The organism is Flavobacterium sp. (genome assembly GCF_965277525.1).
GTDB lineage: Bacteria > Bacteroidota > Bacteroidia > Flavobacteriales > Flavobacteriaceae > Flavobacterium.
Genome location: NZ_CBDIDC010000005.1, coordinates 1,269,925 through 1,293,990, shown reverse-complemented (window position 1 = coordinate 1,293,990; position 24,066 = coordinate 1,269,925). Strand labels below are relative to the sequence as shown.

Sequence of the window (24,066 nt, the reverse complement as noted above, 5' to 3'; positions counted from 1 at the left end):
AGCTAAAAAATAAATGGTTATTTTAGCTTCATTCGAAAAGTATAAGAATTGTCTTAATTTGGATTTTACGCATATACAACAACAAGGTACGATTTTATTTACATCGTAGCCAGATATTAAAAGTTAAAATGTAAGAATTTAACACTTAGTAAATTTTCACCGAACTAAATAACAGCCATTTAACCTGTAAAACAAACCTTAGTCCATTTTAGATTCCAAATTCGAATTTGATTGTGATACATTAAAATTATAGTAATTTTAAATTTAAGAGAGAAAAGTTAAAATATAATCTTCTTAGTTATAGTACATCCATTTTTCAACATTATCCTTATTAACAAGACCTGATTCTCAACTGTCAAATTTGATACCTGAAATTGCTTGTCTTCTATCTCATTTTTATCATAGAGTAATTTTCCTAATACATCAAAAATTAGTACTTGTTTTATAAGTTCTTTTGTAGAAGTTACTGTAACAATTTTATCTTTTACGGAAATTAAAATGTCTTTTTCCGTATTTTCAAATTCATTTTTACCCAAGGTCTGATTAGTATATTTTAATACAAAACGATCATTAAAAGTTCCTGCTTCAGTGATAAAAAAATAGGGTCCTTCTTTTAAATTATGAATGGTTTGCAACTTCTTATCTTGAATAAAAATATTCAAATCTTCAAAAAATCCATCTGTATGATCAATATTAATACTAAAAACATCATTGATACTAGTTCTGTACCCCAAAACAATTGAATCTGTTTCAACAAAAGGTAAAGTCCTACCCTGAATCACCAAATTTTTATTATCAACTACGCTATAAAAATCTACAAATTGGTTCGCATTCAAAGTTATTGCATCATAGTCATCATCATATGAATTTATTGCACCCTGGATATATCCTAATAAAATTTGCTTGAAAAGACCATCAACGTTTTTAAAATTTAACCAGATACGATGTTTTTCTATGACATTTCTATTGTCTGTTTCTTTGTTATTTTTAACAGCCTTAAAAAAAGTTGAATTCTTTCCTTTTATTCTCATACTATTATTAAACTCAATCATTTCTGAGTTTTTACTTCTAACAAAAAAAGCCTGACCTGCAGCAATTGTACCATCTGGAATAGTTTCATTAATCCCTGATGCTAATGCACCTCTTGTACCTACTCCGCCAAGTAAATTATAAACCGCATAATCATCAGCAGTATATTTTTTATTCATAATAGGTGTATTATGTGTCCAGAAAGACAGGGCACCCATTATTTTATTTTTATTTTTAATCAAAAAGGTGTCTGCATTTAAAGCTGAAGGATAAGGATTTCCTATTAAACAAGGCCTATCAGCTAAATCTAAATTTACATTGATTTTGCCATTGTTAGGAATTCCTTTAAAAACTGCTTCAAATTTTTCAGGAACATTTATCGAAAAATCCAGAGGTCCTCTAATAATATACCCCTTTGCAGAAATCATAACATTAGAAGGATTTTCTTTATTCCAATTGTTTAATACCGAATCAAAAGAGAAAAATTTATCTAATGCTGTATTTGGTGAAACGTCAATTAATTTTTGATTCTGAACGGGTGATGACCAATAGGTATAATCAGATTGTAATATAGGAGAAGATTTTCTTTTTAAATGAATAATACCGGAATTGACCATCTCATCATCGGATTGATAAAGACTGGCAGAATCTTCCAAGGCCAAAATTCCGGAACCGGTATAAGAAAATTCAATTCCTAAAGTATTTTCGCTTAAAATTGTTACCGTTTTTCTTTCATCAACAGCGCAACTACATACATTTGTTGTGGTTAAATTTGGATAATCCTCTTTAAAAACGATTTCTTTTTCAACTGACGGAAATCCATTTGACCATGAAATACCATCCCAAAAAGTGGAATCCAGGCATAACTTTAAGCGTGCTACTCTATGTTTTGAAACACCTGATATCGAATTAAAATCGCCACCTATAATGATCTTAGCATCCGATGTAAAACACATTGAAAAGAGTTTATTATTAAGTGAAGCATCGAATGAAGAGTCGTAATTTCCTGATTTATCTAAACGTATTAGTCTTGAAGAAGAATTTGTTTTGTAGGTTCCTGAAAAAGTTCCGCCTACTAAAATACGATCATCAGGCTGAACTAAAACACTTCGAACATCACCTTTACTAAACCCAGTCCCCGACTCAAAAGTTGTATCTAAACTTCCATCAAAATTCAAACGAATAATTCTTTTTTGCGAAGTTCCGTTATAGGTTAAAAAAGATCCTCCTAAAATTATTTTTTGATCAGATTGCAATCCTATTGTGTAAACATATTTATCAAAACCGATTCCAACATTAAAACTGAGATCTCTACTTCCATCCGTGTTCAATCGAATTAAACGAGGAGATGAATGACTATCGAAACTATTAAATCTTCCCGCTACCAATATTTTTCCATTAGGCTGAATGAATAATGTTTCAATAATGGCGTCGGTACCAATACCAACATTAAAAGTAGTATCGCGTAAACCGTTCTGTAGCAATCTTATTATTTTTCCGGCTTGCACACCGTTATAAGTTGAAAAATTCCCTGCGACAATTATTTTTCCATCAGATTGCATTGCTATTGCATATATCTGACTGTTAAATCCAGTACCTATGGTGAATGTATTGTCAATTTCTCCATCTGATAAAATTCGGACAATGCGATTTGTAACTATTTCATTATATTTTGTAAAATTCCCTCCAAAAATGATCTTTCCATCTGATTGTAATATCGCAGATCTTACGGTATTATTTGCTCCTGATTTTCCTGAATTAAAAGTACCATCAAACGAACCGTCTTCTAAAATCCGGGCTATTTTAGCACTGTTAATTCCATTAAATTTGGTAAAATTTCCAAAGACCATTGTTTTTTTATTTGGCAATGGTAAAAGTTTAAAGACAGAATTATCAAAGCCAATTCCGGCAGATAAATAACTAACATCATGTTCTCCGTCAGGATTAATTTTTGCTAATTTTCCTTGATTTAAACTATCAAAAACTGAAAATGACCCACCAATAAACCAAGCTCCTTCAGCGTCAAACGCCAGACACAAAACAGATGCGGATCCCGGACCTGAGCCTATATCAAAGTCTGTTTTCAGCGTTCCGTCTGAATTTAGGAAACAAATACGATTGACCTCAGTACCATTATAAAAACCTGTAAATGATCCACCAACCATAATATTTCCTAAAACATCTGTTTTTATAACCTGAACGGCTTCTTCACTAAAACCTGATCCGGAAAAAAAACTGTCATCGGTAGTTCCATCTTCATTAATTCTGATGATTCTATTGGCTTGGGTTCCTTTATAATTTGTAAATTTCCCTCCCAGAATAATTTTCCCGTCAGACTGAGCTGCTATTGCATTTACATCATCATTAAAGCCGGTTCCAACATTAAAATTATCATCTCTTCTGCCATCAGGCATTAAACGGATAATTCTGTTAGCCGAAAACCCGTTAAAGCTTGTAAAGTTTCCGCCAATTAAAATCCTCCCATTAGATAAAACCTTAACATTTGTAATGTTTGACAAAGCACCAGATCCTGTATTGAAAGAAGTATCTAACAAACCGTTTGACTCAATTCGTGCAATTCGATTTACGGTAACATTATTATATTTTGTAAAACTTCCTACTATTATGATCTTTCCATCCTCTTGCGGAGATATCTCATAAATTATACCCGTTGTTGCGGCAATTGACGTATTGAATGATGCATCATAGGAACCATCTTTATTTATTCGAATTAGCCTTCCTGCCTTAACTCCCTTATAATTTGTAAAGCTGCCCCCTAAAATTATTTTACCATCAGGCTGAACATAGCTTGTATATACTTTACCATTGAAACCTTCTCCTACATCAAAAGTATCATCGACAGTACCATCTGGTTTTAAACGTATTAAACCGGAAAATAAATTCCCATTAAGACTTAAATAGTCACCACCAACAATTAGATTTTGATCGGATTGTAAAAATAATGTTCGGACTGTATTGTCGAAACCATCTCCATTTTGCCCGTCATCGAGTACGTTAAAAGTAACATCTACCTTACCTTGTTGTGCCCAAACTGAAGAATTACCAAAATAGCCAAGTAGCACTACTGAAAGAATAAAATTTTTAATCAAAATAAAAGAATATCGGGTTAATAATTTTTGTAAGAATTAACCGAAATTACATATCTTAATTTAAAATTGCAATACCGTGTTTTAGTGATTTTTTATCGGATATAAAAAAATCCATTCGCCGCAGCGAATGGATTTTTTTATGAACATAACTTATTGTATTTATTTATTACTGAAATATGATTTTTCGGGTTGTTGTGAAATCATTTTCCAGGGTTACTTTTACCAGTAAAACCTGATTGGCTGATGGCAGGTTTTGAATCTGAAGTTCTGTATTGCCTACTTTCTTTTTATTGTACAGCTGTTTTCCGGAAATATCAAAAATAGTTACTTCTTTTATATTTTCTTTTGATGAAAGTACATTGATTACTTTGCTTTTTACCGAAACCAAAATTCCGTTTTCAAGATTTTCAAAATCTCCTGTTCCTAAGGTTTTGTTGGTGTAACGAAGTACAAAACGATCTGTAAAAGTTCCGATGGCACTTTTGAAGGTATAGTTACCGGTGGTTAAGTCATGAATTACACCTGTAGTTTTATCTTCGAGATAGATTTTCTGGCTGTTCATGTTTTGATCCACTTCATCGATGGCAATGGTAAAGTCGCTTTCAGTAGTTGTTCTGTACCCTAAAGCAACGGTATCACTATCTGTAAAAGGTAAAGCACGTCCCTGAATTACAAATTTCTCTGTATTGTTTAGGCTATAGAAATCAAGATACGGGTTGGCGTCAAAAGAAATTCCGTCATATTTGGTATCATACTCATTGGTTGCACCTTGTATATACCCCACCAATACTTGCTTGAAAGCTCCTGTTGCATTGGTCATGTTTAACCAGATACGATGCTTTTCTATTGCTTCTTTTTTTGACGTATTGGTACTTCTGAAAAACTGACTGTTAGTAGCTGCGCCTTCTCGCATACTATTATTAAAATTAACTCTTCCTCCCGGGCTTAATATATTTACGAAAAAGGCCTGTCCTGCGGCTACAAATCCTGTCGGCTTTTTACCAGAATCATTTCCCGGAATATCAGAATGCTGTCCATCTGATTTTGCAGATACCCCGCCACTTAGGTTATAAGCTGCATAATCATCTACGGTATATTGTTGGGACGGTGTTGGTTTTGCCGGTGTGTTGTGTGTCCAGAAATAAACGGTCCCGTTTAGAATAGCGTTTTGATCGATAAGATCATCAACACTTAAAGCAGACGGGTAAGGGTTTCCTATTAAATGGTAGTTTCCGGCTGTTAATACTTCTCCTTGCAGGTTTCCATTATTAGGTACTCCTTTAAAAAGGGCAGTATAGGTTTGTCTGCTAATATTATTGTAAGTATCAGGACCACGAATAATATAGCCTTTTCCGATCACCATATTATTGGTTCTGTTGGTTTGCACCCACTGTGTTCCATCATTGCCATAGTATTTAGTAGCGGTGGTTGAAGAGGAAACATCAATTAATCGTTGTGGATTTACCGGTGTAGACCAATAGATATAATCTTTCTGTAGGATGGGGGTACTGATACGCTCATAATAGATGTCTCCTGAATTGGCTACATCATTACTTTGTACTAAACTTGAATTGTTCTTGAAGGTTAACTGTCCGTTTGATGTGACAGCATTGGTGATGGTCAGGGTTACACCACTGGAAACTATTACAGGATTCGAAGAGGTAATGGTCAGGGAACAAGCCGTTACATCAGTCGTAAAAGGCTGATTTGGAGAAACGGATGTTACAATCGCTTTTTTAGTAGCATCTGGTGTTCCGCCTAACCAGGTGGTACCATTCCAGGTTACTGTAGGCTGGTCAGCAATGGTGATTAATGCTGTTTGAGTTGATGTACAAGTGCCATTATTTACCGTAAAGTAATAACCTCCCGCAGCTAAACCGGTTACAGTATAACTTGATGTTCCAGGCATTGGACTATATGAAGCTGAAGCAAAACCGGTTTGATTAATGGTCCAGTTTCCTCCCGGTAAATTGTTCAATATAACGCTTCCTAAACTGGCGCAACTAACATTTGTTATTGTTCCTAATGTTGGAGTTGTTGGTAATGAGTTTACAGTTACAGTCGCAGTTACTGAACATCCATTATTGTTTGTGTATCTTATAACACTTGTACCTGCAGCAACGCCTGTAACTACACCCGTATTACTAACTGTTGCAACAGAAGTTGAAGCAGATGTCCATGGATTTGTAGAATTTGCTGTTCCTGATCCTGCCAATGATGTCGTTGTACTTTTACAAATATTTAAGTTTCCTGAAATAGTAGGTAATGGGTTTATTGTTATTACAGCATTTCCACTCATATTTGAAGTACAATTAGTAGAAGTATTTTTAGCAACAACCGTATATATACCAGCTGCTGTTTGAGGACCAAAATTAATCGCCGATCCTGATGTTGGTCCTGTAATAGAAGTTCCAGTATTGACACCGTCTTTTTGTAATTGGTAACTAATCCCTGAAGTTGAACCAACCAAACCAACCAATACTCCCGTACCACCAGTACAATATGATCCTCCCCCGGTAACAGCGAAAACTGTTGGAGCAGCAATTACGTTAACATATGTACTAGAAGGACTACTTGCACAACCACCTGCGGTAGTTGCAATTACTTTAAATTCTTTAAGACCAATTGTTGAAAATGTTACTGTAGGGTTTTTAATATTGGTAGCTGAAGTAAATGTAGCTCCTGTAGATGTTGTTGTCCATGAATAAGTTACTCCTGAAGCAGCAACATTATCTACATCCAATTGAACAGACTCATTCAAACAAGTGGTTAAAGTCTTATAAGTGCCTTTAGGTACTGTTGTAGCAACTGGGGCTACCTGATTACTTGGTAGTAAAACTATATTATCTATAATAGCACCATAGGTTGATGATCCTGCTAAAGAATTATAAAATTCAATCGATATTGAAGAACTAGTTGCAGTAAAAGTAAAAGAACCCGTTTGTGGAGTAGTAATACTACTAGTACTAAAAAATGCTGATGTAGAAGAAGATCCTCCTATTATTTTAATATCAACTGCAACGGGATCAGGAGCTCCCGGCCTTCGAGCATAAAGAAAATTTAATGTGTACGAAACACCTGGAATAACTGTTACAGATTGTCTTAGCGATGCCCCACTATCTAATTCTGCTGTAGCATCACTATTTCCAGTAGAAAAATAAGTGGTTTCCTGATTAATTTCAACCACAGAACCTGGTACTGAAGTAGCAGGAGACCAAGCCGTCGAACTAGCCGAAAAATCGCCATTAGTAATCAAATTCCCCGAACAATTAGCAATGACAACGTCATCTGTAGAGGAACTACAAACACTACCATTACTTATTGTCCATCTTAACACATATGTACCAACTGCTGCTCGATTAAATATAGCTGTTGGATTTGTCGTACTACTAAATTGACTTAAAGCTGTACTCGGACCACTCACTATTGACCACATTCCAGTACCCACTGTTGGAGTATTGGCGCCCAAGGTAAAAGAAGAACTACTTGCCGTTTGATCGGGTCCTGCATTTGAAATTGTTGGAGGTTGATTGACAGTTACTGTAACGGTTCCTGGCATTTGTACAGAGTTTCCACAAGATGATGCTAATACATTGAAAGTTGTAGTTGCTGTTAAATTTCCTGTAGACAAATTAATAGTTGCACCTGTACCCGCAACTGCGGAACCAATTGATGCATTAGAAGCATCTCTCAATTGATAACTAACACCTACTTGTGATAAATCAACCCTAATGTTGCTACTACTACCAGAACAAATAGGTGATGGAACAGCTGCTATAGTCTTATTATCCGGCACATTAATTATTGTTATATCTGATGTTTTAAAGACTACATTTCCAGGTCCAACACCGTTAATATTACCTGCAAACCACGCAATTTGTTCAGATACTAAATCAAACGTAAGGTTGTTTATTCCCGTCGAAAGTGTAGTAGTATATCCTGCTCCTACATTGTTTGAAGCAGTAAATGGAATGCTGTAAACCCTCGTGCTTCCAGGGGCTAAATTACCTGCATTTGTACGAACATAATAATCCGCTCCGTTTATTGCACCGTTAGTATTCCACTTTACCCCTATATTAATATCTGGAGAGCTATCAGTCCAAGTAGCAGTTCCTATGTTCTGTATCTCAACGTTAACAGTTCTTGTTTCACCTGAACACCAAGTATCAGATCCATAAGTTGCACCTAATATTTTAGCTATATAAGTTAATTGAGATGTAATTTTTACTTTTCCGTTAGCACCTGCACCTCCTGCTTTGGCTAAACCGTCATTTTCACCGCCGCCACCGCCACCGCCGGGCACTTTACCAGCATTCCCAACGCCATTTGTAGCCCCTGTGCCACCAGTATTAATGCTATTTGCACCATTTCCTCCATTACCTGCCGGAACATCTCCTCCACTACCACCGTTAGCACCGGTTAGATTAAGATCTCCACTTACAGTGATATCTGCTCCTGTTGCTTCTCCTCCTAAACCACCAGAATTTACTGCATTATTACTTTGAGTTCCTAATGCACCTCCATTTGCCCGCAATGACAAAGCTGATGGAGTATGTGTTACTGTAGAATTATTTCCTATAGTTCCATTACCAGTATTACCTCCGGCTCCTCCGGCTCCAACTGTATAAGTAATGGTTTGCCCGGGAACTACTGTAATAATTTTAGTAGAATAACCACCACCACCACCACCAGAGCCTCCTCTTCCATTATTTTTAGATCCGCCGCCGCCGCCGCCAGCCCCCCATACTTCTATTTTAACACTGTTAATTCCAGCAGGAACTTTATAGTTTTTTCCTGTTGTTGGCGTAGAATCGTCAACAAGAACAGTTTGTCCGAAACCAAATTGAACAGCAAAAAACATCCCCAAACAAAACAGTTTCACACTGGAACTAAATGATTTTCCAGAAAAAGAATCAGAAGATTTTAAAAATGAAAGACGAATAATCAAAAGTAATTTTTGAATCATACAAACGGTGGTATTTATATTTAAATTTGTTTTTTTTATTTCGCAAATAAAAAAGCAGCTCCATTTGAAAGTGCGACATTCCTATTTGGACTTTTTTACAACCAAAATTTTCAGATAAAATCCTGTCTTACAGACAAGATTGAAGTGTTAAAATTTACGCACAAAAATATTATAATTCTGCACATATACAACATTTTAGCAAAAGACTTTTTAAGAAAAACAAAAAAAAGCATATAGAATTTAACATCAAAATGATTATTTTTAGCAATAATCGTTAAAAAGAAAGAAAAAACCCATGAGTGTAATTTATACAATAAAAGAGGCAACACAAAAATTGGAACACTTTTGCGCCTATCAGGAGCGCTGTCATGCTGAAGTAGTATCTAAACTATACAGTCTAAAAATGACTTCTGATGAAATGAATATTGTTGTAGTTCACTTAATTGAAAATAACTTTCTAAACGAAACGCGTTTTGCCTGCAGCTTTGCCAGAGGCAAACATCGCATTAAGCATTGGGGCAGAATCAGGATTACAAATGAGCTCAAAATCAAACAGATTTCATCGACCAATATTACCTTGGCTTTAAAAGAAATTACAGATGAAGAATATGAATCTACTTTTGAAGAACTTTCTGAAAGATGCTGGAACAATCTACAGGAAAAAAATACTTTAAAAAAGCGAAAAAAGTTCTGCGATTACATGTTGCGTAGAGGATATGAAAGTTTCTTAGTCTACGACAAAGTAACTCAATTAGAAAAGAATTTGTAAAGCTAAAAAACTCAAATTAAAACAACCATTTTACGATCATTTTTCTTATAATCCGATATGTTGTAAAACACAACTTTATTGCGAATTACTTGCTTAAACGACGTTTTTTATAACTATAGCTTTAAAAATCACCTCGTTTTTTTATATATTTTACGATTTTTCCTATAATTAAGTTTAACATTTTATAAGAAATAACATAAAATATGAATTCTCGTAATGTAGCTTGTCGATTATTTTAACATTTCATCGATTATATACCCCTTCTAAAAACCCATCCCATTTCAGACACGTAGATGTATCTATATTTGCTCGGGCAATTTTTATAGCATGTCCGGCATAACAAATTGTATAGAAAACATTTAGCATGAAGAAAACTTTACTTTTACTTTTACTATTACCTTTTTTAGGATTTAGCCAGGCTGCATCAGGAACTTATGTCATTAATTCAGGAAGTGCTGCACCATTAAATTCATTATCAAATGCAATCGCTTACATTAATGCCAACGGAATTAGTGCTCCGGTTACTCTTTTGCTTGATAGTGATCAGGTTGTTACTTCTCAAATTGTAATCAATTCGTTTTCAGGAAGTAGTGCCACCAATACTTTAACCATTAAACCAAATACGGGGAAAACGATTTTAATATCCGGAGGGCAACTCAACACGTCGACGTCAATAATAAAATTAAACGGAGCAGATAATGTTATTATTGATGGAAGCAATACGACAAATGGTACATCCCAAAATTTAACCATTAAAAGCAACATATCCTCAAATTACAATAACGAAAGTATTATCTGGATTGGAAGTGCAAGTAGTGCAAACGGTGCAAATAACAATATTATTAAAAATACTCTTTTATCCGGAAACTCAACCTCTAATAATGCTCCTGTTATCAACGGAATCGTTTTTGCCAGTTCTGCAGATGTTAACAATCAGGAAGATATTGCTAATTCAGACAATTTAATACAAAATAATACTTTTTCTAAAATCAGATATGCAATCAACGTAAAAGGAAATAGCTCAACCTATTCTAAAAACTTAACTATATCTGATAATACTTTTGGAGGAAGCGGTAACGAAATATTAATTAGCGCAATACGAATTTCAAATGGTCAAAACTATACGATTTCGAAAAATACAATTGCCGGAATGGTTAGAACAGATAATAGTTTTAGACTAAGCGGGATTTTATTAGAAGGAAATTCAAATACTGGTGTTATAAGCAAAAATATTATTAAAGGAATTTATGGTAATGGAGGAGGTAGAGCTACCGCCATTTGGGTAAACTTAAGTACCACTAATACGGGTTTAACTATTTCAAATAATTTTATTAATGATATTAAAACCAGCAGCACTAATCCTGACGACTATGATAATTCGGGTTCAGGGATTTTTATTGAAGGAGGTAAAGGAATAAATATCTACTATAACACTGTGGTACTAAACAGTACTCAGACTGGATTTTCAAGTGCTTTAATAGCAGTTAATTCAGCAACAACTCTATTAAATGTAAGAAACAATATTTTTTCAAATAATAGTAGTGGCGGTACAAAATATGCTTTATTTACAAACATAAACAAAACCGACTTCACCGATATTAATTACAACAACTATAAGACTTCGGGAACTTATATAGCATATTATGGAGCCCAGATAACTACACTTGCACAATTACAAAGTGCTACTGGAAAAGATTCAAAATCACAAACAACTACACCTGCTTTTATAAGTAGTAATGACTTTCATTTAGACGCTGCAAATACCGCTAATAACAATTTGCTAGTAGGAACTCCAATTACAGGAATAACTACAGATATTGATGAAGATACCAGAACGAAGCCGTACATGGGTGCAGATGAATTAAAAATCTGTACACCTCCAACAATAACAACCCAACCAACAGCTTTAATAGCTTGCGAAGGTCAGGACGGAACATTTAGCGTAGCAACATCAACTACAGGAGCAACGTACCAATGGCAATATTCTGCCGATGGATCAACAGGATGGACAAATACGGATGGTACTCAGTTTGTATCAGACCATACAAAAGCAACATTAGTATTAACAAACATACCTCTATCATACACCGGTTATTTTGTACGTTGTATTGTTTCGAATTCTGCAACTTGTTTTACATATTCAAATACTGCGAAACTAACCGTTAATCCTAAAGTTGTTGCAAGTGTAAGTATTACTTCATCAGAAGCTTCTACGACAATTTGCGACGGGACTTTGGTCACTTTTAAAGCAACTCCAGTTAATGGCGGGACAACACCAAAATACCAATGGTACATTGGAACAACATTGCTTACAGGCCAAACGGGTGTACAGTACACCACAAACGGATTAAAAGATGGAGATGCTATTAAAGTTGTAATGACATCGAATGCTACTTCAGCTTGTTTAACTTCAAGTCCGGCAACTTCAAATGTTATTATAGTATCGATAATAAAAACAGACAGAGGAAGAACAAAAGGAGGAATTCATATTTGTCAGGGAAGTGCAAATCCGACTTTGGGAGTCTACAATTTTGACGATCCTAATAAAGATGCACCTTACTCAGATCCCGTTAAAATTATCAGATGGGAATATAGTGATGATAATAACGTCACATGGACGCCTATTGTAAACACAGCCGGTCTAATAACTTATAAACCTACAACAGTTTTAACAGCTTCCAGAAATTATAGAGCAGTAGCAAAAAACGGAACTTGTAACGAGCAATATGCTATCGAAACAAGAATTGATATTGAATTTGCACCGACAATAAATTCACAGTCTACTGCGACTCAAACGCAATGTATTGGTGGTACATTCAATCCATTAACAGTTTCGGCAACAGGATTTGGTACATTATCATATCAATGGTACAGTAATACAGCTAAAAGTACAACAGGCGGGACTTCATTAGTAAGTGCCAACGGAGCGCAAACAAATAACTATATACCACAAGCAACAACTGCCGGAACATTATACTACTACTGCATTGTTACAGGTACTTGCGGGCCAACTATAAGCGCAGCCTCAGAAGCTATTGTCACAAAAGCAGCTCCAACGGCTCCAAGAGTTGGAATGATTACACAACCTAATTGTACAAAAGCAACGGGAAGCGTAGTCCTTGAAGATGTTCCACATTCTGGAAGATTACTTGAATCGAGAGGAACAGTTTATAATTTTACAACTTCAGGAACTACATTCGAAATTTCAGGATTAGCTCCCGGAACCTATAAATTTGCTATTGAAGACAATTGTACTGTTGTGTACTCTGCAGATATTGTTATTAAGTCTACAACAAATATCTGGAATGGTACGAGCTGGTCCGGAGGAACTCCAACAGCAACCGATCCAATCGAATTTACAGGTACTTATAATCTGGATAATGATGTAGTGGGATGTTCATGTACTGTAAGCAATAACGCAAATGTTACGATACAAAAGGGAAGAACTTTAACCATTATAAATGAAGTTAATGTTAATTCAGGAACACTGACATTTGAAAATAGTGCAAGTTTAGTTCAGATAAATAATGTAGTCAATACAGGAAGCATCTCTTATAAGCGTATAACTCCTGCAATTTTTCAGAAGGATTATCTCTATTGGTCTACTCCGGTAAATCCTCAAAAATTAGTTGATGTTTCACCTTCAACAACTTCTACCAAATATTATGGGAATGATGGTACCCAATGGGTACAGACTAATAGAGAGAGCAATATGGTTATCGGAAAAGGGTATATCATTCGTGGTCCTGCAAATTATTCAAACACTGCTAAACAAGAATTTACGGCAACTTTCAAAGGAGTACCTAATAATGGAGACTTAGAAGGAGAAGCTCTGGTTGCAGGAAATTATTTTTTGCTAGGAAATCCTTACCCATCTGCTTTAAATGCTGATGATCTGATAAATAAGAATAAAATATTGAATGGAACCATTTATCTCTGGACACATAATACGCCTGCAAAACCTACGCCAACTCAACAGTATACGGTAGACGATTATGCGGCTTATAACTTAAGTGGTGGGGTATCTGCGAAATCAGATCCAAACCATTCAGGAACTTCTGGAGTGGATAATGGCACTAAGCCAACAGGTAAAATAGCGGCAGGACAAGCATTTTTTGTGAATGCTTTAGAAGCAGGAAAGGTAAAATTTACGAATTCAATGCGAATTGGAGGAGCTAACAATAGTCAATTTTTCAAATCAGGAAATACGTCTAAAGAAACAGCTGTCGAAAAAAACAGGATTTGGCTGAATATGACCAATGCTGAAGGAGTTTTTAAACAAGTATTGGTAGGTTATATTGAAGGTGCAACTGATGAATATGATGCGAAATATGATGGAATTTCTTTTGATGGCAATCCGTATCTTGATTTTTACAGCGTAAACAACACAAACAAATACGTCATTCAGGGACGAGCTTTACCGTTTACAAACACTGATATTGTTCCACTAGGTTACAGAACTACAGTTGAGGGTGATTTTACAATTTCTATTGATGAAGTAGATGGCAATATGAGTAATCAGGCAATTTATGTAGAAGACAAAACAAGCGGTGTTATTCATGATTTAACAACTAGTAACTATACTTTTAAAACTGTTGCGGGATCTTTTACAGATCGCTTGGTTTTAAGATATACAAACAAAACTCTTGGAACAGGCGATTTTGAAAATGTAGAAAATGGCCTTTTAGTTTCAGTTAAAGACAAAGTAATCAACATACAATCATCAAAAGAAAATATAAAAGAAATTACGGTTTTTGATGTAACAGGAAAAATGCTTTATAACAAGAATAAAATAGGGGCAACAGAATTGCAAATAGCAAATTTACAATCCGGCAATCAGGTTTTATTCCTTAAAGTAACATTAGAAAATGACTTTACTGCATCGAAGAAAATAATTTTTAATTGATTCAGAAAACCATAATAGATACAATCCGGCATCGAAAGTTGCCGGATTTTTCAGGTAATAGTAACCCTAAAATTTTACAGTATATAGACAGTAATATTAAATAAGGTTAATTATTTATCCCCCTACTTTAAAAAAAAAAAAGCTTCTAATCACTAAACAATCAAACTAAAATCAACCAAATTTTATGTCCCTCAAATCATTTGTTTTATCACATTCTTTATTATTAAAAAAATTACCAATACTTTTTTTTCTAATTTCTTTAGAAACATATAGCCAGGTCACAATCACAGAAATCCATACCGACTGGAAAGGATACTGGAAATCGAATTCGATCACCGGAGCAGGGAATAGACCCGATGATTATAATAATTTATTAGCTTTTAAATGGAATAACATTACTTATTCTACTGGTGTTGAAGACAATACATTGACGACAAAAGGAGTACCTTTTAATGCTCAAAAGTTTCGATCCTTAAAAATAGGCAGTATAGGATTGAACAACAACACCTATATTTTGCAAGGTTCAATGATCGATAAATCTGCTACAGCTGCAATTTTAGTTCCGGCATTAGCGGGATCTGTTGCAACTGGGGCAGAGCTGGCCTCGAGACTTACAGACGGGAGCAATGGCCTGTCATTAGGAACAGGTGTCGCAAATATAAAAGCCGGTTCGGCCGAATTTAAAATTGGAACCAATAACCTTAATCTGCTTGGGATTGATGATGGCACCCCGGATTTAATTATAACTCAGGTCGCAGATCCCGGAACAAGCAGCCAATCTGATATCTTTAAATTTGTTGACGCAAACGGAAACACGGTAGGAAACGAAATATCTGTTGCGTTTGGAGCTGTTTCTCCTGTAGGAACTTATAGTTTGGATTTATTCAAGGCAGATGGAGGCGCAAATGGCTTTTCTCCCGCCTCTACCAGAGACATTAGACTAGTAGGGATCGAAACAAAAGCTTTTGGTATTACAAACTCAAATGCTGCGCAAGTAGATCGTTTTGTTATTAGTTTTACCGGTAGTTCAGATTGTGCTTTTATTGCTTTTAATACAAACTCATTAAAGCTGGCAGAATTAAGTTTGATAAAAACGGCTTCAATGATATCTTGTGGAAAAGTAGGAGATATCATAACCTATAACTTTGAAGTTATGAATACAGGAGATGTACCCATAACGGATATTTATATCACGGATCCAATGCCTGGGATGTCGATTTCAGGAAATCATATTGCCACTCTTGCTGCAAAAGCAACAGTTACATTAACAGGAACCTATCAAATTACAGCAGCCGATGTACAAGCAGGTAAAATTGTCAACTCGGCAAAAGTTACAGGAACTGATCCTTCTTTAAATATTGTGGAAGATATTTCGGGTACAGCCTATAACAATAACATCCAAACCACAACAATTTTACTGACAGCGCCAACAATTGGAAATATCACTAATCTTTCATGTGGTTCATTGGGCAAAGTAATTTTAAACAATCTGCCTTCAAACGAAAGTTGGACCTTAACACAAACTGGAACATCTTCAGCAACCATATCAGGAAGCGGAACTACTTTTACCGTAGAAAATCTTGCGTCAGGAACCTATAATTTTACTGTAAAAACGTTTTCAGGTTGCAAATCACCTTTGTCGGAGTCCGTTACCATTGCTGACCAGCCTACAGTAACCTGGAATGGTACCACCTGGTTAGGCGGAACACCAGATGCTACTAAAAAAGCGATTGTAACATCCGTTTCTCCAAATCAGCCTTTTACGACTGATGTAACGGCTTGTTCCCTGACCATTACCTCTTCGAATCCTGTAATAGTTTCCAGTGGTGTAACCCTGACCATCACCAATGCTGTCACATCAAACGGACAGTTAACCTTCAAGAACAATTCAAGTTTAGTACAAAGTAATGATGTAGCCAATTCAGGAGACATCTATTATGAGCGTATCAGTACCCCCATCCTACAGAAAGATTATATCTATTGGTCTACACCGGTAAATCCACAACGATTAATTGATGTTTCCTCTTCAACCACCGCTACTAAATACTATGGCAATGATGGAACACAGTGGGTGCAAACCAACAGAACCAATAATATGGTGATCGGAAAAGGCTATATTATTCGTGGTCCTGATACTTACAATAATATTAGCAGACAAACCTATACTGCCCTTTTTAAAGGAGTACCTAATAATGGAAACCTGCAAGGAGAAGTATTAACAGCCGGAAACTACCATTTAATAGGAAACCCTTACCCGTCTGCTTTAAGTGTTGATGATCTTATCGATCAAAACGCTATTCTAAACGGGACCGTTTATTTCTGGACACACAACACACCGGCAAAACCAACACCGTCCCAACAATATACCGTAGATGATTATGCAGCTTATAACCTAAGTGGCGGGGTATCTGCAAAATCAGATGGACAGCATTCTGATATTCCGGGAAATGATTCTGGTAAAAAGCCGACAGGATTTGTAGCCGCAGGACAGGCCTTTTTCGTAAATATATTAAGCCCGGGAGGAAGAGTTAATTTTAATAATAGTATGCGAGAAGGCGCAGCTACTAACAGTCAGTTTTTCAGAAGTACCAATACGTCAAAAAAAGAAGCAATAGAAAAGCATCGTATCTGGTTAAACATGACCAATGCAACAGGAGCTTTCAAGCAAGTATTGGTGGGGTATATACAAGGTGCAACCAATGAGTATGATACCAAATATGACGGAATTTCTTTTGACGCCAACCCGTATCTTGATTTCTATAGCCTAAACAATACAGAGAAATTTGTAATTCAGGGACGTGCTTTACCTTTTACAGATAGTGATACCGTTGCTTTAGGGTACAGAACAACTACTGAAAGCGACTTTACCATTGCCATCGATGAAGTGGATCAAAACATGAACAGCCAGAAAATCTATCTCGAAGATAAAACTACAGGTGTAATTCATGACTTAACCACCGGTAACTATACCTTCAAAAGTGCCATCGGAACTTTTACAGATCGTTTTGTACTTCGTTACACCAACAAAACCTTAGGAACAGGAGATTTTGAAAATCTTGAAAACGGAATTTTGGTTTCGGTAAAAAGCAAAGTAATCAATGTACTTTCATCAAAAGAAAATATAAAAGAAGTAACTATTTTTGATATTTCCGGAAAACAGCTGTACAATAAAAAGAAAGTAGGCAATACAGAACTTCAGATTCAAAACCTGCCATCAGCCAATCAGGTTTTACTGGTAAAAGTAACCCTGGAAAATGATTTTACAACAACCCGAAAAATCATATTTCAGTAATAAATAAACACAATAAGTTATGTTCATAAAAAAATCCATTCGCTGCGGCGAATGGATTTTTTTTATATCCCGAATGAAACTAACTATTTTACTAATCAATAAATCACGCTTTTTCAATCAGGATACTCACCGCATTTCCGCCAAAGCCAACAGCATTGATTAGAACCCTTTTTATCGATTTTGTTTGATGTTGCTTTATTCCAAACGGAACTCCTATAAAAGTATCATGCTCAAACATTAGAAGGGCGAGTTCTAAACTCAATATTCCGGATGCTCCAAACGTGTGCCCTATTTTCCATTTATTAGTCGTTAATAATGGCAATTGAGATCCAAAAACTTTTTCGATGGCACGCAATTCTGTCAAATCGCCTTTTATCGTTCCCGGTGCATGCATAACAATCGCATCTATACTTTCTAAAGCCACATCTTTCAATGCCATTTTCATAGATTTCTGAAAACAGGTTGCTTCTGCAGAAATAGAAATATTATGTTCTAAAATCTCCGTAGCATAACCAACTCCGGCAATATAAGCAATCGCATTTTGCCTCTCTCCTGCTTCTAAGCAACAAACCGCCGCTCCTTCGCCTAAAATCATAGTGTTTTGCGTTTTCTCAAAATCAAAAGCTAAGTTTGGCCAGGAATCTTCCTCCTGATTGATTCTCGAATATATTTTTAGAGCCCGCATTTGAGCTATTGTAAAATCCGTCAATGGTGCTTCACTCCCTCCCACCAAAAACTTATCAGCCATTCCGGATTTTAGCCATGCAACTCCATTTAATACTGCATGAAGTGCTGTTGAACATGTTATAGAATGCGAGATTTCAGGTCCCGTACTTTGCAAATCGTGTGCAATCCATGATGAAATATTTCCTAATGTAGTTGTAGGTGATGCTAACGTTTGAGCTTTACCGGTATCCAAATATTCTTTATAATGTTTTTCGAATAGATCTGTCGCACCGCGCGAAGAACCAATATTGATTCCGAAAATAGTATCTGAACCCCATCCTGCTTGTTGAACTGCTTTTCGTGAAGCTGCTATCGCAAACAAAACCGAATCGTCAAGAAATTTATACTTAATGTCTGATTCTCTTAATTCTGCTATTATTTGTTTCGATTCAGGATCAAGAGAAGCTACCGAAGTTTCTTGCTGATCTAAAAACTGTTTCGAAAAGTAATGCTGATTATCCAGATATTTTTCCCAAACTCCTTCAGAAGTATTTCCTAAAGGCGAAATAGAAGAGAAAGCGGTAATGGCAATTTTTTGTGTACTCACAATATTTTATTTACTGCGAACTCGCATTATGTAACCGCAAAGTTCGCAAAAGTTTATTCAAAAATTTTAGAAAGTTCACAAAGCATTAAACTAATCTTATACTTCCTTATATAACTTATATGGTTTAAAGACTATTATACCATTTCTATCGCTTCTTCGATTGTTTGATATATTTTACTAAGTTGTTCGTCTGTTATAATGTATGGAGGTAAAATATAAACGATATTACCAACAGGGCGCAAAACAACTCCTTTATCAATAAAGAAATTATAAAGCTTCGTTCGCATAGATCCGTAATAACTTTCTTGTGAATCTGATTTGATTTCGACCGCAAAAATAACACCCAATGTTCTGGCTGTAATTACTTTTGAATGGTTTTCGATTTTCTTTTGAAAGTTTAGATGACTGGCGTTGATTCTTTTAATGTTAGCCTGCATTTCTTCTGTTTCTAATAAATCAATACTTGCGAGAGCCGCAGCACAACCCGTTGGGTTTGCCGTAAAAGTATGTCCGTGAAATAATGCTTTATTGATATCATCGTCATAAAACGCATCAAAAACTTCTTGCGTAAAAGTCGTAATTGCCATTGGGATTGTTCCTCCCGTTAGAGCTTTAGAAAGGCAAATCATATCCGGCTGTTCCGAAACATAATCCATCGCAAAGGTTTTTCCTGTTTTACCAAAACCTGTCATCACTTCATCGGCAATGGTCAGAACCTTATTTTCTGCACAAATCTGAATCAGTTTGGCCAAAGCTTCCGGTTCATACATCACCATTCCGGCAGCTCCTTGTACTAAAGGTTCAAAAATAAAACCAGCACAATTATAATTTTGAATTACATTTTTTAATGCATCAAAACTTTCCTGCTCCTTCCCTTTTACCGGAACCGGAATCCGGACCACATCTATAAACATTCCCTGAAAAGCTTGCGTATAAAATGAGATTCCGCTTGCTGCCATTGCCGCAAAAGTATCTCCGTGAAAGGCATTTTCGAAAGCAATTATGGTCGTTCGTTTTTCGTTTTTATTAAAGAAATATTGTAACGCTACTTTTATCGCTACTTCTACCGCAGTCGAACCATTATCTGAAAAGAAGATTTTCTGCTGGTTTTTAGGTAAAATTTCAATCAATCGTTCGGCTACTTTTATAGCAGGTTCATGCGTAAAACCTCCAAATAAAACGTGCTCTAAAGTTGTTAATTGCTTGTATATCGCATCGGCAATAAATTTATTACTGTGCCCAAACGGATTCACCCACCACGATGCGATGGCATCAATATATTCTTTGCCGTTTTCATCCCAAAGCAAAGCACCTTCACCTCTGGAAATCGCAATTGGTGCTTGTGCTGTTTTGTGTTGTGTATAAGGATGCCAAAGATACAGGCTGTCTTTTTCTGTTAATGTCATAATAGTGAAAAGTTTTTTGTTAGATGTGAAATGTGATCCTTTTACTTGTCACAAATACATTTTACAATTTTAGTTTGAAAGGTATCTCGGAAAATGTAGATGCTCTCATTTTACATTTTACAAACCTCATTTTACATTTTTAATAAGTTCTCACGAAATAAATCAGCATATTCTTGAACTACATTTTGATCAAAATAAGGTTCTTCATCAATTCTTCCAATGCATTTTATTCCGGTTTTATTTAAAATTAAACTTTCGGTTGCTTTATTCTCGCTTCCGCTAAAGATAATTCCGGCAACTTCAAAACTTCGATTTCGGATTGCTTCTATCGTTAATAAAGTATGATTTATACTTCCTAAATAATGTCTGGAAACTACGATCACTTTATAATCAGGCTGAATCAAATCGATGATTAAATCTTTTTCATTCAAGGGAACAAAAATTCCACCGGCACCTTCAATCACTAAATGATTCTCTGTTTTCGGTTCTTCGATCTTCTTTAAATCAATTGAGATTCCATCAATTTCTGCAGCCAAATGCGGACTTGCAGGCGTGTTTAATTTATAAGTATTGGGATGAAATTGGGATATAGTACTTCGACTTCGCTCAGTATGACAACTTAATAGTTTTTTAACTTTATGACTATCAGAATTGTCTAAATCTCCCGCCTGAATCGGTTTCCAATAATCTGCTTCTAAAGCTTCAACAATAATAGCAGAAGTTATGGTTTTACCCACATCAGTCGAAATTCCTGTTACAAATATTTTCATAATTACTGGACCACAAATAACACAGATGAAACAGGTCAATGTGGATTTTTTTAATATTCTATCACCTAAAAGAACAGATAACTTATATAAATTAGTTTATCCGCGGGTAATGAAACAAAAATACCAATAAAAAACAAAACCCATCATTACGACGGGTTTATTGTTTTGATTATTCTTCTTTTAATTCATCTATCACTTTTTTTATCTCTTTAGCATATTTCCCATACATAAAATGCACCCACCATTCTAAAAATACCCCCATTAATAAAATGGAAAATATAATAACCAGAAATAAACTAATTAATTGAGAATTTGCAAAATCAATGATTTGAAAATTAGCCTTTTTAGAAAACTCCATATAAAAAAAACCAACCAAAAACAAGACCATAAAAGGAGTCAGTGCAAACCCAAAAGTTTTATACAATTCCATGTTCAGTCTCACATCAAAATAAGTTTCATATAAACTATCTTTTGTCTTTAAAGTTATATTATTGAGTCGCTTATAAAACAGATATAACTTTACTAAATAATAAATACAAACCGCCACAAATACGCTGAAGAACAAATAAAAAGTCTTCATGATTTTTGGTTCGAAATCGCAAATTAAAGGTACAAATCCAATCAAAATAATCGCTACGATTTGATATATCAATTCATGTCTAAGATTTTTTCTAATCTTATCCAAAGGTGTATTTGCCGTTTGTATTTTTTCTATATTATCAGGAAGAACAATATTATCCGTCTTTTCGTTATTCCATGCATTCTGTATATCGTTAAAATCCATATCCTTGATTTTTAATAATTTCTTTTAATTTCTCTTTTGCTCTGTTTAATTTTACTCTGGCATTTCCTTCAGATATCCCCAGATTTTCTCCTATTTCTTTATGTGAAAAACCCTCTAACTGATAAAAAATAATGGCTTTATCTATTTTTTCTAGTTTCTGAACCGCTTTATAAAAATGATCAATTTGACTTTCTTTTATATGAGAATCTCCTTCATCGTCTTTGATGTTTTCTGAGGCTATTTCATATTTATCAACCTTTCGTTTTTCTTTCTTCAGGAAAACAATTGCCGTATTTACTGCTACGCGATACATCCACGTCGAAAACTGACTTTCGTTTCTAAAAGAATCATACGATTTCCAAAGCTGACAAACAATCTCCTGAAACAAATCCTGCTGATCATAAGGGTTATCCATGTACATTTTAGAAACTTTGTAAAGTATTCCTTTATGACTTTCGATCCTTTTTAAAAATTCTTGTTCTTTCTCTTTCAAAACGATATTATTTCGTTACTGGTTTTACTTTATATCCTGCTTTTCTCAATAAATTAATTACTCCTTTTTCACCTGCTAAATGTCCTACGCCAACTGCCACAAACAAACTTTCCTTTTTCATCATCCCCGGCATTGTCTGAGCCCAATCTTGATTTCTGTCATCGAGTATCCATTTTTTGGCATTTTTACTCATCACCTTTTCGTTTGCAAGATCATTATAAAGATTTATTACATTTTCTGCTTTATAATCTTCTACCATTTTCTTAGTTTCGGCTTTACTAAAATCCTCCAGAGTTTCAATTAATTCTGAATCTGTGTAAGCATTTGCTAACACATTGCTTTGCTTTTTTACGGTTTCGAAACCTCCAATACTTTTATTTTCTTTTTTAGCCAAATCTATAAAATCTGATTCATATGATTTTAAGGTTTCGCAGTCAAATGTTTTCATAGAGATAAAACCCATAATAGCACCTAAAGTAAAACCGTCTAATTGTTTAATTTTTAGCCCGGTATTTTTTTGTAAAACTGCATCTAATTTCGACAATTGTTCCGGCGACAACTTCTTGCTTAATGGTTCTGAAGCAATGGCTCCTTTTTGCATATCGGCCATTTCATTTGGATCAGATAAATTGATCTCTAAAATTAGTTTATCTGATTTCTGAAATGCATTTTTTGTTTTTTCTGCCATAAAATAATCGGTTGGGCAAATACCATGAATTGTTCCGTAAACATAAGATGGTTTTGATAATCCGTTTCCTGAGACTTCCCACAAAAGGGAATTTTCTTTTTTTGGAGATTTCGTCTGTCCCTGAATTGTACCGCTAAAAACTAAAGCAAGTATTGCAAGTACTGATGTAAATAGATTTTTCATTTTGTTGATTGATTGATTTGATGATTAAAACTCCTGTTATTTGCTATATTTTTTTCTTTGTAACGAAGCAAAAGTTGCCACAAGCAAACAAACAATTACAATGAAAAGATGCGGATAAGGTTTACCATAAAAATGATGGTTTATTAAAGAATAGATTACTTGTATTGATGTTAAAAAAAGTAATACATTACAAATGATTCTTTTTATTGAAATGATTATAGCTTTCATAATTATTTTGGTTTATTTGATTACGACTCGTAAGTAATCAAACAATAAAAACGTTACAAAATAATTTAAACTTTTTTATAGAAGTGAGGAATTAAAGGTGATGAGAGCAGTATTTTTTTTACAATATACTTTCAATTCCACAAAGAGAATAACACAGCTTCACAAAATT

General features: G+C 34.9%; 11 protein-coding genes. 3 read left to right on the top strand and 8 right to left on the bottom strand.

From position 1 onward, the window contains the following. Nucleotides 1–278: 278 nt before the first annotated feature. A complete protein-coding gene (locus ACQY44_RS13940; protein ID WP_428230934.1) occupies nucleotides 279–4,139 on the bottom strand; it encodes a T9SS sorting signal type C domain-containing protein in 3,861 nt (1,286 codons plus the stop codon). A 166-nt stretch (nucleotides 4,140–4,305) separates the two neighbouring features. Further along, complete coding sequence (locus ACQY44_RS13935) at nucleotides 4,306–9,105, bottom strand: T9SS sorting signal type C domain-containing protein (protein WP_428230933.1); 4,800 nt, start codon at nucleotides 9,103–9,105, stop codon at nucleotides 4,306–4,308. Between the two features lie 295 nt (nucleotides 9,106–9,400). On the opposite strand from ACQY44_RS13935, the gene ACQY44_RS13930 reads away from it, so the two are divergent. The 3 genes from ACQY44_RS13930 to ACQY44_RS13920 all read left to right on the top strand — a co-directional run bounded on the left by ACQY44_RS13930 (nucleotide 9,401) and on the right by ACQY44_RS13920 (nucleotide 18,072). Next, nucleotides 9,401–9,874 carry a regulatory protein RecX gene (locus ACQY44_RS13930; protein ID WP_428230932.1) on the top strand — a complete coding sequence of 158 codons (474 nt, stop codon included), beginning with the start codon at nucleotides 9,401–9,403 and terminating at the stop codon, nucleotides 9,872–9,874. Nucleotides 9,875–10,238: 364 nt separating this feature from the next. Continuing rightward, entirely contained in the window at nucleotides 10,239–14,780 is a 4,542-nt protein-coding gene (locus tag ACQY44_RS13925; protein ID WP_428230931.1) for a T9SS sorting signal type C domain-containing protein, read from the top strand. Between the two features lie 184 nt (nucleotides 14,781–14,964). Continuing rightward, nucleotides 14,965–18,072 (top strand): DUF7507 domain-containing protein, encoded by a 3,108-nt coding sequence (locus ACQY44_RS13920; protein WP_428230930.1) that lies wholly within the window; start codon nucleotides 14,965–14,967, stop codon nucleotides 18,070–18,072. Nucleotides 18,073–18,175: 103 nt separating this feature from the next. Here the strand turns inward: ACQY44_RS13920 and ACQY44_RS13915 are convergent, their stop codons facing one another. From ACQY44_RS13915 to ACQY44_RS13890, 6 genes are all read right to left on the bottom strand, one after another. Further along, nucleotides 18,176–19,345: a beta-ketoacyl synthase N-terminal-like domain-containing protein gene (locus ACQY44_RS13915; RefSeq protein WP_428230929.1), complete on the bottom strand. Its 1,170-nt coding sequence runs from the start codon at nucleotides 19,343–19,345 to the stop codon at nucleotides 18,176–18,178. Nucleotides 19,346–19,479: 134 nt separating this feature from the next. Beyond that, a complete protein-coding gene (bioA, locus tag ACQY44_RS13910; protein ID WP_428230928.1) occupies nucleotides 19,480–20,751 on the bottom strand; it encodes an adenosylmethionine--8-amino-7-oxononanoate transaminase in 1,272 nt (423 codons plus the stop codon). Nucleotides 20,752–20,882: 131 nt separating this feature from the next. After that, entirely contained in the window at nucleotides 20,883–21,521 is a 639-nt protein-coding gene (gene bioD / locus ACQY44_RS13905; RefSeq protein WP_428230927.1) for a dethiobiotin synthase, read from the bottom strand. Between the two features lie 169 nt (nucleotides 21,522–21,690). Further along, nucleotides 21,691–22,305 carry a hypothetical protein gene (locus tag ACQY44_RS13900; protein ID WP_428230926.1) on the bottom strand — a complete coding sequence of 205 codons (615 nt, stop codon included), beginning with the start codon at nucleotides 22,303–22,305 and terminating at the stop codon, nucleotides 21,691–21,693. Further along, nucleotides 22,295–22,798 (bottom strand): RNA polymerase sigma factor, encoded by a 504-nt coding sequence (locus tag ACQY44_RS13895; protein WP_428230925.1) that lies wholly within the window; start codon nucleotides 22,796–22,798, stop codon nucleotides 22,295–22,297. Before ACQY44_RS13895 ends, ACQY44_RS13900 begins: the two co-directional genes overlap by 11 nt. A 7-nt stretch (nucleotides 22,799–22,805) precedes the next feature. After that, complete coding sequence (locus ACQY44_RS13890; protein ID WP_428230924.1) at nucleotides 22,806–23,669, bottom strand: TraB/GumN family protein; 864 nt, start codon at nucleotides 23,667–23,669, stop codon at nucleotides 22,806–22,808. Nucleotides 23,670–24,066 lie beyond the last annotated feature (397 nt).

Bases quoted from the DNA above. Each gene is read 5' to 3' on its own strand.
- ACQY44_RS13890 (WP_428230924.1), bottom strand. From the start codon at position 23,669: ATGAAAAATCTATTTACATCAGTACTTGCAATACTTGCTTTAGTTTTT.
- ACQY44_RS13900 (WP_428230926.1), bottom strand. From the start codon at position 22,305: ATGGATTTTAACGATATACAGAATGCATGGAATAACGAAAAGACGGAT.
- ACQY44_RS13925 (WP_428230931.1), top strand. From the start codon at position 10,239: ATGAAGAAAACTTTACTTTTACTTTTACTATTACCTTTTTTAGGATTT.
- ACQY44_RS13930 (WP_428230932.1), top strand. From the start codon at position 9,401: ATGAGTGTAATTTATACAATAAAAGAGGCAACACAAAAATTGGAACAC.
- ACQY44_RS13920 (WP_428230930.1), top strand. From the start codon at position 14,965: ATGTCCCTCAAATCATTTGTTTTATCACATTCTTTATTATTAAAAAAA.
- ACQY44_RS13935 (WP_428230933.1), bottom strand. From the start codon at position 9,105: ATGATTCAAAAATTACTTTTGATTATTCGTCTTTCATTTTTAAAATCT.
- bioA (WP_428230928.1), bottom strand. From the start codon at position 20,751: ATGACATTAACAGAAAAAGACAGCCTGTATCTTTGGCATCCTTATACA.
- bioD (WP_428230927.1), bottom strand. From the start codon at position 21,521: ATGAAAATATTTGTAACAGGAATTTCGACTGATGTGGGTAAAACCATA.